At 35.8% G+C, this 12,776-nt stretch carries 9 protein-coding genes; all 9 read right to left on the bottom strand.

The window, feature by feature from the left end:
- Positions 1-117: 117 nt before the first annotated feature.
- The 9 genes from ORL93_RS16235 to ORL93_RS16195 all read right to left on the bottom strand — a co-directional run bounded on the left by ORL93_RS16235 (position 118) and on the right by ORL93_RS16195 (position 12,742).
- Complete coding sequence (locus ORL93_RS16235) at positions 118-1,413, bottom strand: molybdopterin molybdotransferase MoeA (protein ID WP_265959298.1); 1,296 nt, start codon at positions 1,411-1,413, stop codon at positions 118-120.
- A gap of 20 nt (positions 1,414-1,433) precedes the next feature.
- Complete coding sequence (locus ORL93_RS16230) at positions 1,434-2,450, bottom strand: molybdopterin-synthase adenylyltransferase MoeB (protein WP_097794112.1); 1,017 nt, start codon at positions 2,448-2,450, stop codon at positions 1,434-1,436.
- 63 nt (positions 2,451-2,513) lie between these two features.
- Positions 2,514-3,308 (bottom strand): formate channel, encoded by a 795-nt coding sequence (locus ORL93_RS16225; RefSeq protein ID WP_265959241.1) that lies wholly within the window; start codon positions 3,306-3,308, stop codon positions 2,514-2,516.
- Between the two features lie 215 nt (positions 3,309-3,523).
- A complete protein-coding gene (gene moaA / locus ORL93_RS16220; RefSeq protein ID WP_265959240.1) occupies positions 3,524-4,540 on the bottom strand; it encodes a GTP 3',8-cyclase MoaA in 1,017 nt (338 codons plus the stop codon).
- Positions 4,541-4,584: 44 nt separating this feature from the next.
- Positions 4,585-5,382: a formate dehydrogenase accessory sulfurtransferase FdhD gene (gene fdhD, locus ORL93_RS16215; RefSeq protein WP_265959239.1), complete on the bottom strand. Its 798-nt coding sequence runs from the start codon at positions 5,380-5,382 to the stop codon at positions 4,585-4,587.
- A 16-nt stretch (positions 5,383-5,398) separates the two neighbouring features.
- A complete protein-coding gene (locus ORL93_RS16210) occupies positions 5,399-5,743 on the bottom strand; it encodes a Na-translocating system protein MpsC family protein (protein WP_000041501.1) in 345 nt (114 codons plus the stop codon).
- 179 nt (positions 5,744-5,922) lie between these two features.
- Positions 5,923-6,405: a helical membrane plugin domain-containing protein gene (locus ORL93_RS16205; protein ID WP_097794115.1), complete on the bottom strand. Its 483-nt coding sequence runs from the start codon at positions 6,403-6,405 to the stop codon at positions 5,923-5,925.
- Positions 6,406-6,420: 15 nt separating this feature from the next.
- Entirely contained in the window at positions 6,421-9,360 is a 2,940-nt protein-coding gene (fdhF, locus tag ORL93_RS16200; RefSeq protein WP_097794116.1) for a formate dehydrogenase subunit alpha, read from the bottom strand.
- A gap of 1,474 nt (positions 9,361-10,834) precedes the next feature.
- On the bottom strand, positions 10,835-12,742 hold the full coding sequence (locus ORL93_RS16195; protein ID WP_265959237.1) for a TnsD family Tn7-like transposition protein: 1,908 nt from the start codon (positions 12,740-12,742) through the stop codon (positions 10,835-10,837).
- Positions 12,743-12,776: the final 34 nt, after the last annotated feature.

The following is a 12,776-nucleotide window of genomic DNA, read 5'->3' as shown; positions in this document are numbered from 1 at the left end:
GTGCAGTAAGACTCCACCTCAAAACTCAGCGAAAACAAAAAGGTTAGGTGGGAGATCAACTGCCCGTAAAAGCCTGATTGGTTCAACTAATAATCAGTGGGGGCCATCCCCCACTGATTAAAGTTTCACTTTATAGGATGGAATAATATCGATCCAAGGCCATTCACTGCCTTGATTATCTTCTAATAAGAGAACATCTACGAACATCCCTTTCTTATATCCTCTTGTACCGCCTGGGAGTAGGATAAAAGCGTTTGATTCAGCTAATGAAGAAACCGCACTAGACTTATCAAACCCTGATGGATAGGCGATTACTTGTCCTTCGTTATATTTGAGCTTTGCTCGTACAAATCTTGTAAATGGATTAGGTTTTAAAAAATCTTCTCCTAGTAATGCTTTTTCTTTTTTTAAATGTGGCTTTTCACTAAACATATAGGTACGAATGCTAGGTCTTACGAATAACTCAAAGCCTACATAACAAGCAGAAGGATTACCTGATAACCCAAATAATAGTTTTTTATTTAATTGTGCTACGGTCGTAACGCTACCTGGCCGCATTGCAACTTTGTTAAAAAGAACCGATGCCCCTAATTTTTCGTATATAGCTGGCAAATAATCATAATCCCCTACCGAAACACCACCGGTTGTGATTAACATATCCACTTGACTTAACGCTTCTTTTACGGCTGCGTGGCACGTATCAAAATCGTCACTAAACTTACCAAAGTATTTCACTCTTCCCCCTGCTCTTCGAATTTGGGACAATATCATGTACGTATTACTATTTCGAATTTTCCCAGGTTGTAGTAATTCATTTACATCAAGAAGCTCACTCCCAGTCGCCAATACTCCAACTACAGGCTTTTTTGCAACTGGCACTTCGCTGTAACCAAATGTAGCAAGGAGAGCTGAAATACCTGGATTAATGTAAGAACCTCTCTTCGCAAGAATTGTTCCTTTACGTGTATCTTCACCTTGAAAGGAAATATTTTCTCCTTTTTTGAATGAGCGTTTCACTTCCATATAGGCTTTACCGACATCCTCATATTGACGGGTCAGTTCCAGCATCACAACTGCATTACATCCTTTTGGAATTTGTGCCCCCGTCATGATTCGAACTGCTTGAAATTGACCTACCTCTTGAGGAAATATGGAACCTGCCCCAATTTCGCCAATTACTTCGAACAAAATTGGATTCTCATAACTTGCCCAGGCAGTATCTTCTGCCCTAATAGCAAATCCATCATATGGTGAGCGATCAAAGGAAGGAACATCATGATCAGCTACTAAATCCTCTGCTAATGTACGCCCATAAGCTAGTTCAAGTGGCAGTAGTTCTTTTAAACCACGATTGGCAAATTCCATTACTTTATGGACAGCCTCTCCAACTGTAATCGGTATTCTTTTTTCCATCATTCCCCTCACTCCTTCTGTTATCCTAATAAACGATAGTATATTTGTTTCGCTTTTTGAATTTCATTTGTCCCGTGAATAAATACACGACTATCTTGGAAAATGACCACACGATAATCCTCTAGTTGGCAAGATAGCAAATACGGGTTTCGATCTACTTTCCCGTGTTTTTTTAGTTGTTTTTCTAACTGGTCAAAATTGTAACAACTATTATGCATCGGTCTAATTTGAATCGTATTTCTTCCGCATAAAACAACTGTCTTCGTTTGATTTTCATAAGATAAATAAGGATAAATCCTATGCGTTCCGCACGAAGGACAATTGTCTGTTTTTATTTTTTCTAGTTTGATGGAATGATGTTGATTACTCCATATATCAAACATTAAAAAGGTTTTTCTAATTGCTGCGAAATCTTCCACTAAAATTTTGAATGCTTCTGCCACTTGATACGCTGCCACTATTTGGACAGCGGGACTAATAATTCCAACTGTGTCACACGTCGCTCCTGTAACTGGAACACTTTTAAGTACACAATGTAAGCACGGTGTTTTCTTTGGAATAATCGTATAGCTCATACCATACCCCCCGACACAAGAACCATAAATCCACGGAATATCATATTTTTGTGATAGGTCATTTATCACAAATCGAATATCAAAATTATCTGTTGCATCAATGATTATATCGACATCGCCTAACAAAGCTTCCATATTTTCTATTCTTGCATCCATCACGAAAGCATTAATCTGTACCTCTGAATTGATTTGTTTCAACCGATTTTGAGCTGCAATTGCTTTTGGTAATTTTTCTATCGCATCTTGTTCAACATAAAGCTGTTGTCGCTGTAAATTACTCCATTCTACGTAATCACGATCAATAATCGTTAACTTTCCAATACCTGCACGAACAAACGCTTCTGCACTTGCACTTCCTAATGCACCTGCCCCCACAATCAACACATGCTTATTTCTAATCTTCTCTTGTCCTTTACTTCCAATAGGAGTGAACAACTGTTGACGTGAATACCGCTCTATCATTAGATAGCCTTCCTTTCATGTACATACTCATCATTTAATTTAAAAAACATGCTTCATATTCGATCATTTTCTCAATACATCTTTCTCTGTAGCACTTTGTTTCTGATAACAAGAAAAATAAGCAAACCCAACAAATCCAGCTCCACCAATTACATTTCCGATAAAGACAGGAACAAAGTTTTTAGCAAGATCCATCCACGTAAGATGACCAGCAAAAATAACTGCTGAAATAACAAACATATTTGCTACTACTTGCTGAAATCCAATTACTACAAAGGCCATAATCGGAATCCAAATTCCAACAATCTTTCCAATCAAATCGTTCGTTCCATAAGCTAACCAAATCGCAAGGCAAACGAGCCAGTTACAACCAATTGCTAAAATTAACGTTCTCCCAAACGATTCATGTAACTTATCTTGAGCTATCGAGATCGTTTTATTTAAATACGCCCCCTCTGTTAGCCCGCCAAGGTGGCCGAAACAATAAGCTACGAAAAGTGCACCAACAAAGTTAGTTAAAGTTATCCAAACCCAGTTATTCAACACATTTTTCAATGAAATTTTTCGTGCATAAAGTGCCATGGACAGTGACATCATGTTTCCCGTAATTAATTCTCCTCCTGCTAAGACTACGAGCATAAGACCTATAGGAAAAACCGCTCCTCCTATAAAATTTACTAAACTTCCCCATTGCTGAGGTACATTGCCTAGAACGCGAATATTAAGCAAAAATCCTAACGAAATGAATGCTCCTCCTAAAAATCCAAGAATAAGCATTGCGGATAGCGATTGCCTTACCTTTTGAACACCGGATTCAATCACAAGCTCAGCGATTTGTTCCGGTTTATGAAATGACATAACCAATTCCTCCATTTTCCCAATTAAAAAAGCAGCTTCAAAAACCCTTAACATAATAAGGATTTTTGAATGCTGCTTAATCTCCCTGCATTTCTCTTACAGAGATATCAATCATCACTTTTACTATAAAATAGAAAATCTGCAAAACTTGCACACTTTCCACTACTTACTTTAACAAAAAGAAGCTACGAACAGCCTTCTTTCATAGTGATTTCTCAACCACCAATATGCGACATTTCAATTTTCGGCAATGCTTTTTTATTTGTATTACTTAGCCGTTCATCTGAATAGCGATCTGAACGATTATTCCAAATGTCACGAATAACATCAGTAATCTCCTCATCGGTATATCCAGAGCGAAGTAATTCTCTAAGATCGTTTCCTTTAGAAGCAAACAAACAAGTATATAATTTTCCTTCTGCAGAAATACGAGCTCTTGTACATGATGAACAAAAAGAATCTGTTACAGATGAAATAATTCCTATTTCCTCATCGCTACCGATATAACGATAGCGAGTAGCAACTTCACCAGGATAGTTCGCTTCAATTCGTTCAAGCGGCATAACTTTATGAATCATCTCTAATATTTCTTGTTTAGAGACTACCTCGCCTAATTCCCAGCCGTTAAAATTTCCGACATCCATATATTCAATAAACCGAAGAATATGCTTATTCTCTTTAAAGTATTGCGCCATCTGAACGATGTCTTGTTCATTTTTTCCTTTTTGAACAACCATGTTCATTTTAATTTTCATCCCGACTTCCGCTGCATCCTGTATTCCTGCAAGAACCGTTTTTACTTTACTTCTATTCCCATTTAAATAAGAGAAACGCTCTTCGTCTAAAGAATCTAAACTAACTGTCACACGCGATAAACCCGCCTTATATAAATCCGGAGCAAACTTCTTAAGTAGTGATCCATTTGTAGTTAAACCAATATCCTCTACTCCATCAATCTTGTTAAGTCGCTCGATTAATTCAGAAAGGTTTTTCCGAAGTAAAGGCTCTCCCCCAGTAATACGCAACTTTCTTACACCTAAAGAAACGAAAATACGCGCTATCCTTTCAATTTCATCAAAAGATAAAATTTTATCATTAGACAAAAAAGAATAATCACGACCAAATATTTCCTCTGGCATACAATATCGACAGCGAAAATTACAGCGATCGGTAACAGAAATACGTAAATCCTTTAAAGGACGGTGCAATTTGTCTAATGTGACGGATTTCATGTTTATTGCCTCGCTTCTACATATTTTATAATTCCGTACAAGTTTTATTTAATATTTACAACCCGCTCTGGATGAGTATATACATTTAAAGATTGATTCCGAATGAAACCTATTGTAGTAATCCCCAATTCTTCTGCTAGCTGCAATGCAAACTCAGTTGGAGCGGATTTTGACAATATTATTTCACAGCCAATTTTCGCAACTTTTAATAGAATTTCAGAAGATATACGGCCACTAAAAACAATAATTTTATCACCAATAGAAATGTTATTTTTTAAACAATAGCCGTAAATTTTATCTAAAGCATTATGTCTTCCTATATCCATTCGGCTTAAAATAATCCCATTCACATCGCATAAAGCTGCATTATGAACGCCGCCTGTATGTTGAAAAGTAGCCGCAGATTGCTGCATATCATTCATTAATCGAAAACAATCCTGAGTAGTGATCTTTACGCGAATATCATTCATCTTCTTCGCAGTCAGCGCATCGTTTGCGAAAACAAATCCTTGCCTACTCATTCCACAGCATGAAGTGATATAACGCTTATTTTGGATATCACGATAATAAGGATTGATTTTTGTCGTTTTTACATGTACATATCCTTCTTTCTCCTGTACCCATATTTCATCAATATCTTCATACTTTCGGATTATACCTTCAGAGGCTAAAAAGCCTATTACCATATCTTCAATATACTCTGGAGTACTAACCATTGTAACAAATTCCTGTCCGTTAATTTTAACCGTCACTGGAAACTCTGTTACAATGCTGTCCTCTATTTGTTTAAATTCCCCTTGTTCATAACGGAAAATCCCCCGTTCCACCTGTATCGATTTCACGATCAGTATCCTTCTCTCACGTTATATTTTTATCAAAGACAAAGACTGAAACTGCAATATCTTCTTCCACTTTCATATCCGAAAACAGATGAACTAATTTTGCCCCAACAAGTTCCTCCAAATGTTCACGAGAATTGACAGCATAAACCTCCTGAATCATTTTCGTTCGAGCCATATGAACCATTTCCGCACCATCCATAGTTCCCGAAATGAATTTCTCAGTAGGTGTCAAATTTCCATAAAGTGTGGCAATAGCCATATTCTCAGCAAATACAGTATGAATTCGTTCTGGTCCCTTTCCGAACAAATCTTTTCGAAGCTTTCGTATCATATCATTAAATTCATGCACCATTTTTGACATACTCTCATTCCTCCCAGTTAATCAATATTAATTTTCCGAATACTACTTCATCATAAACATTGTAACAAAATGACCTTTTCGTCTAAATTATTCACTCAAATAATTAAACGAAAAGGCTCATCTTTTGGCATTATTTCAAACATGCATACAACATATGAAATAATATTATTGTTGCTTACCTATTCGTCTTTTAACCCTTTACCCATACCTTTTAAGAAATGAAGACCGAATCCGATAGCACGGTTAATATCCGGATCCTTAAGTACCTTCATAAGGTCCAGTATTCCTACTTTTTTATTACTTTGCAGATGCTGATTACCTTCATCCATGCCTGTTAATACACTACCTACAAGCTTTTTAGTAAGTTCCGGATTAAGCTCTGTTAAAGCTCCTGCAGCGCCCATCATATTATTAATTAAATTTGTAACTGGTTCACGAGTGACTTGTCCTAAAACAATTTTTGCAATTGGTTCTTTCGCTTTAAGCATAGAATTTGCAGCTTCCAACATCCCAATATCATTCAGTTCACCTACAATATTAAACATTTGATTTAAAGCTTCTTCATTATTAGCTAGAAGTTCTTTTAAACATTCTAGCTTTTGTTGCTTTTGTTCTTCCTCAGTTAGCCCCTGCTTCTGGATCGCCTTAATAGGTGCTGCCATATTCTTTTCTCCTCCCTAGTTATCCGTTAAATGTACGTATCCTGGACGAGCCCACTTACGATTTACCTCAATCCCATTTTGAGGATGACGCTTTTTGTTACGTGGATTCGCTTTTGGCATCGGATTTTCACCTTCTACTTGTAATACTTCCATACGAACCTTCGTTTGTTTATATGCAGGTGTATTCGTACGTTGATCGACCGCCGGACCAGTTAAGAAATTAATCGCCGATTCTTTATCAGTTGAGTTCATCGGTAAATAAAGCTCATTTTCTTTTACGCGATCCGTTACAAGTGCACGTAATTTAAGTGCTCCAAAAGGAGAAACAAGGCGCACTAACGAACCAGTTTTAACTCCACGTTCTTTTGCAAGTTCTGGAGAAACTTCAACGAATACACCAGGCACTTTCGTTTGAATACCAGTTGATTTATTTGTCATATTACCTTCATGGAAATGTTCAAGCATACGACCATTATTAATGTGAAGATCATATTCCGCTGGGAATTCAGCAGGACGTACCCAATCAGCTAGCGCAAAACGAGCTTTTTTGTCTGGGAAGTTAAATCCATCTTGGAAAAGAAGCGGCGTATTCGTTCCTTCAAAGCTTCCCCAATGGAAACTATTCCAGCCTTCAAGTACTTCATAGTTTGCTTGTGCGAAAAGTGGCGATAAACTTGCCATTTCAGCAAAGATTTCACTTGGATGACTATAGTTCCAATTTGCGCCTAATTTATTTGCAATCGCTTGTACGATCCACCAATCTGGTTTCGCATCACCTAGCGTTGGAAGAACTTGATATAATCTTTGTACACGACGCTCTGTATTTGTGAAAGTACCTTCTTTTTCAAGAGATGGTGCTGCTGGTAACACTACATCGGCGTATTGAGCAGTTTTAGAAAGGAAAACATCTTGAACGACAAAGAATTCAAGACTTGATAAAACTTCATGTACATGATTTGCGTTAGAGTCTACAAGGGCCATATCCTCCCCAACTAGATACATTGCTTTCATTTTCTCTTCTTCAATTGCGTGAAGCATTTCAATGTTATTAAGACCTGGTTTGTTATCAATTTTCACCCCGTAAGCTATTTCAAATTTCGCACGTTCTACATCGTCAGTAACGTGCTGATATCCTGGAAGCCAGCCTGGGAGAGTTCCCATATCACAAGCACCTTGTACGTTGTTATGACCTCGTAGCGGATACGCACCAGCACCTGGGCGACGATAATTTCCTGTTGCAAGAAGTAAATTTGAAATCGCAGCGGAAGTATCTGAACCACCCGTATTTTGCGTTACACCCATTCCCCAAAGAATACAAGTACCATCTGCGTCACGAATCATTTCTGCCATTCTAACGAGAGTTTCTTTTGAAATGCCTGTAATCTCTTCTGCATATTCAAGCGTATATTCTGCAAGACTATCTTTGAAGTCTTCAAAGAAGTTTACATTCTCGTCGATGAACTGTTGATCATGCCAACCTTGATCAATCATATATTTCGTAACAGCCATTAACCATACTTGATCTGTTCCTTGCTTTGGACTAATAAAGATATCTGAACGCTCTGCCATTTCGGTTTTACGAAGATCTGCAACAATTAGTTTTTGACCGTGAAGTTTATGCGCACGTTTCACACGAGTAGCTAAAACTGGGTGGCCTTCTGTTGGATTTGAACCAACGATAATAACAAGACCTGATTGTGCAATATCTTTAATCGTTCCGGCATCTCCGCCCATACCAATCGTACGGAATAACCCATCTGTTGCTGGTGATTGACAATAACGAGAGCAGTTATCAATGTTGTTCGTTTCGAATACTTGTCGAGCTAATTTTTGAATAACATAGTTGTCTTCATTCGTAATTTTAGAAGAAGAAATAAAACCTACAGAACCACTGCCGTACTCTTGTTTAATAGATCCTAATTTATTTGCCACTAATTCAAGTGCTTCTTCCCAAGTTGATTCAACAAATGTTCCATTTTTACGAATTAAAGGCTTAGTGAGTCGTTCTTCAGAATTTACAAAATCCCAACCAAATTTTCCTTTTACGCAAGTAGAAATTGCATTAACCGGCGCTTCAGAAGTTGGTTGGACTTTAAGAATTTTACGTCCCTTCGTCCACACTTCGAATGAGCACCCTACACCACAAAACGTACATACTGTTTTCGTTTTCTTCGTACGAGTTTCACGCATCGCAGCTTCTACTTCTGATATAGCGAAAATACCACTGTATCCAGGTTCCACTTCTTTTATAAGATCAACCATAGGCTCAAGTATGTCCGACTTCAGCCCAGTCATAAATCCAGCTTCACCAAGCATCGATTTTTCCATCAAAGCATTACAAGGGCAAATAGTTACACATTGACCGCAGCTAACACATGAAGAATCGTTAATATCCACTCCATCATCCCAAATAACACGAGGACGTTCCGCTTCCCAATCAATAGATAACGTTTCATTTACTTGTAAGTTTTGACACACCTCTACACATTGACCGCACGCAATACACTGATTAGGATCATAGCGATAAAATGGATGAGACATATCAACCTCACTTGTATCTACTTTTGGCTCGTAAGGATATTTTTGATGCTCAATTTCCATTAATTCTGCCGTATTATGCAATTTGCAGTTCCCGTTATTGTTGTCACAGACCGTACAATAAAGTAAATGATTTTCTAATAAGCGATCCATCGCCTCCGTTTGTGCTGCCTTTGCACTAATAGAGGACAACTCAATATTCATACCATCCGTTGCTACTGCCGAGCAGGATCGCACAAGTTTCCCATCAACTTCTACAATACAAGTATCACATGTTTGAATAGGATCCACTTCAGGCACATAACAGATTTGTGGATGTTCAATCCCGTTCTCATTAATGATGCCTAATATAGTTGAACCGGGCTTAGCACTATATTCTTTGCCGTCAATTGTAATATGAACCATGCTGTCATTCATGGTCTTTCCCCCTTTTTGAGAATAAAAAAAACTCCACCACGAAAATATACGCACCGAATTAATAGGTACGCTATCATCATGGTGGAGTAGTTTATTAGCACATCTTGCTAAAATACCAATCCATTTATTCATAAGTAAAATGATAGATTCATAACAGGTCATATCACGATTCCATCTTTAACACTATAATTATAGCGTTTAATCCAAAAATACACAATATAATAATGATAAAAAAGTCACGGCACTCAATGCTCTGACTTGTTTGGATATATTCGTTTAATCACGAAGCCATGCATTGACAAGCATAATTCAACGCATGCTACTGAGCTTTCGGTGAATTAACTTTGCAGTCTCCATCCGTTTCAACATAGGGATAAGTGTTCCTGTATCCAGCCTTCACCGTGCTTTGTTTGCTTTCCCAAAGTACCAGAGGAACAAGATATTACAGATGAGTCAAACTCAGTTCTTTGATAGCTGTAGGACTAATTATTTATTTTTGTTATTCTCGCAATAAAAGTTCACTTAATAATAAGTATTAGCTCACATAAAAAAATAAATGTAACTTAATTTTAAATACACGGTTATTTATTAAGCTAAAGGATTTCTTATAAAAAATCCTCCAGCTTTTTTATAATCATAATTTGAATTAGCAAACTTTGATGAAACATATCTTTGTACAACAAAAAGAAAGCATACATCTGCATTTTATGCAAAGTTATACTTCATATCACACGTTGTTTTATATTAGAATCAACGTGCAATGCTATTTTATTATTTTTTAAATGGCTTTATTATTTGTTAAATACCTTTTTAATTCGTGAACATTAATTCCCCAAATAAAACCTTTGTATAGTTATTCTTATTCTGAATGGCTTAAATTGTCTTGACGCAAGATATACGAAAAAAAGCACTCCATCTTGCTACAGAACCTTTTTACCTAGTAAAGAACTTTTTATTAGCTGACAACTCTCTGTCGTTACATAAAAAAGTTCTTTACTAACAAGTAGCATAATCAGCTCATTTATGAATTAGTAAAGAACTTTTTTATCTTTAACTACATAGCAACATTCAACTAAAAAAGTAACTTAAGTAAAGAACTTTTTTAAAAATTCACATTATAAAAAACTTTATACTTATATTTTATCATCACATACTGTTAGTTAAAAGTCTTGATTGTACGATATTAGGTAATGCATGCATTTAATTTTTCGATTCATTTCTGCATTAATAATGAGATAAATAGACATACGACTATATTTAAGAATTTGTGGATTTCCTCATCTTAACAAGTAACTTAACTGAGCCTAAATTAACTTTGTATCTATTTTTATTAATCAAATGTCCTTTTCGGATTTAAATATTTTTTGTATGTTTTTACATCTCTTTTGGATAAAATCACATTAATTTCAAGTTATTTTACCACTATTTCTTATAGAACAGTCTCTTTTAATTCAATTACATCGGTTCATGTTTATTAAAAACCTTGATGTAGCTTATTATGAGATTCAACTTCTTCTTCTAGATAATTTTCAACTTCTGGCTTTACTCTATAATAAAGACTCGCCAATTCTTTTATCTTAGGAACAGTAACCATTTGGGCACTGAATTTATTATCTAATAAATATTTAATCCTTCTTTTCTGAAAGTCCCCCTTGGTTTCTATAACAGAATCTACATATTCTCTAAATAACGGATAATTATCCCCTTTTCTTATTAATAAATCAATAGATATTCCTATTTGAGTCAAAAGAGCGTTTTTTGTGATTTTCTGTAATGCCCCCTTTTCGCTCTCAAATACAGCCCAGTCTGAGATAACCCCTTGAGCGGCCTGCAATAATTTATTGTCCATTTTTATATAGTACTGATTACTATTTCTCTGCTTCCATCTCATAGGTGGCAAATGTTTCTCCAACCATGACTTATCATGCTTTTGTATCCAGGAGAATGCCGCTCGGTTTAAAGCTTTTAGTTGAGTACGCTTGAGGTTAGGATTCTGGGTAAAAATAATTTCCCACTCTTCTTTATACTTTTGGGTTTTCTCTTCATTGGAAAGTTCCTTAATTCTTCCCGTGGGTCGATTATTTATATTTTGTTTACCACTAACCATTTGTTTTTTTATACTCCTCACTGTCTGACAGCTCATCTTTGTAATGCGACTAATTTCTCTGACAGATATATTTCGAGATAATAATTTTTGGAATTCATTGTTCCATATATTCCCTCTTTCAATTATACGTAAAGAGAATTTAGTAATCTCTAGAGGTGTTTGTTCAGGTAAAATCAATCTATATTTAAATCCACAATTACATGTAAAATCACCTTGTAATCTCCTATAAGCCATGTGCGTATCAGTTTCTAAAGTTTCTACACACTCTTCTAAATAATGGTCTGCCAAAGGATTCATACATATCCACGGACCTGAACCAAACGGTTGATAAATGTAATCATTTTCATAAAATTCTCTTACACTACCGCATAACAAACGCATTATCAATATGTGCCTTACTGGATGTAAATATCTAATCCTATGCTTCTCTGTAATATATCGCACCCACGATAAAGGATTATCAGGACTTAAATATGAATTAAATAAATCTAAAATTTCTTTGGGATAAAAATCTAATATCTTTTCTGCTAACAAATATTTTCTCTTAGCTATTGGATGACCAAGCCCATGAATTTTTAAAAGTTCCATATATTTATCATAATAATGCTGATGTGGGTGAACTGTTAAATTCTCACTAAACAAATACTCAATATCCTTAGCAATATCTAGTAAAATTTCAAATGATTTGTCACTGACCTGTATTTCTTCTACATTTGAATCCACATCATTGATATTAGGCATAATAAATTTATTAAATTCCTTTTTGAGATTATTTCTAGGGAGCTTGGTTAAACAAACTTTATGCTTTGTGCAAACTAACACCCCTGACACCTGATGAAATCTATTCCAGAAACCTTCTCCATACGTTTCAAATTGATCTTTCAAACATTGTTTACAATAATATAAGTGTTCTTTTCTCTTTACATCGTCAGCAAGTTCTCGAATTACACGCGTTGAATATAAAGATTTATCCTGTCCCTTGACCTTAAGTAGAACATTATGATAATTATCCACTTCCATGAATTGGCGGAAGAAAGGTAATATAGAATGTTTTTCTATAAAATAGTCTGCAGTTAGACCCTTAGATACATCTTTTAGTTTTTCCGCGATTAAATCAATTCCATTAGGAATATCAACATCAAATTTTTTTGCATTACTTCCCAATAATCTTAGTAGCGTTTCACGTTTAGATTTATGTCCAGAGTGATAATGATAACGAGCTATAATACTATAAAATAACTCATTTTCGTATGGAGTTGGAAAATAACAAATCATAATAACTCCTTTCTAATAGCACTTTCAAACTTTT

The organism is Bacillus sp. DHT2 (assembly GCF_026241455.1).
Classification (GTDB): domain Bacteria; phylum Bacillota; class Bacilli; order Bacillales; family Bacillaceae_G; genus Bacillus_A; species Bacillus_A pseudomycoides.
Note: the sequence above shows the minus strand (reverse complement) of the source record. Positions and strands in the feature narration are given on the sequence as shown.

Excerpts from the sequence above, each read along its gene's own strand:
- ORL93_RS16235 (WP_265959298.1), bottom strand. The coding sequence starts at position 1,413 with ATGGAAAAAAGAATACCGATTACAGTTGGAGAGGCTGTCCATAAAGTA.
- ORL93_RS16230 (WP_097794112.1), bottom strand. The coding sequence starts at position 2,450 with ATGATAGAGCGGTATTCACGTCAACAGTTGTTCACTCCTATTGGAAGT.
- ORL93_RS16225 (WP_265959241.1), bottom strand. The coding sequence starts at position 3,308 with ATGTCATTTCATAAACCGGAACAAATCGCTGAGCTTGTGATTGAATCC.
- moaA (WP_265959240.1), bottom strand. The coding sequence starts at position 4,540 with ATGAAATCCGTCACATTAGACAAATTGCACCGTCCTTTAAAGGATTTA.
- ORL93_RS16210 (WP_000041501.1), bottom strand. The coding sequence starts at position 5,743 with ATGTCAAAAATGGTGCATGAATTTAATGATATGATACGAAAGCTTCGA.
- ORL93_RS16205 (WP_097794115.1), bottom strand. The coding sequence starts at position 6,405 with ATGGCAGCACCTATTAAGGCGATCCAGAAGCAGGGGCTAACTGAGGAA.
- fdhF (WP_097794116.1), bottom strand. The coding sequence starts at position 9,360 with ATGAATGACAGCATGGTTCATATTACAATTGACGGCAAAGAATATAGT.
- ORL93_RS16195 (WP_265959237.1), bottom strand. The coding sequence starts at position 12,742 with ATGATTTGTTATTTTCCAACTCCATACGAAAATGAGTTATTTTATAGT.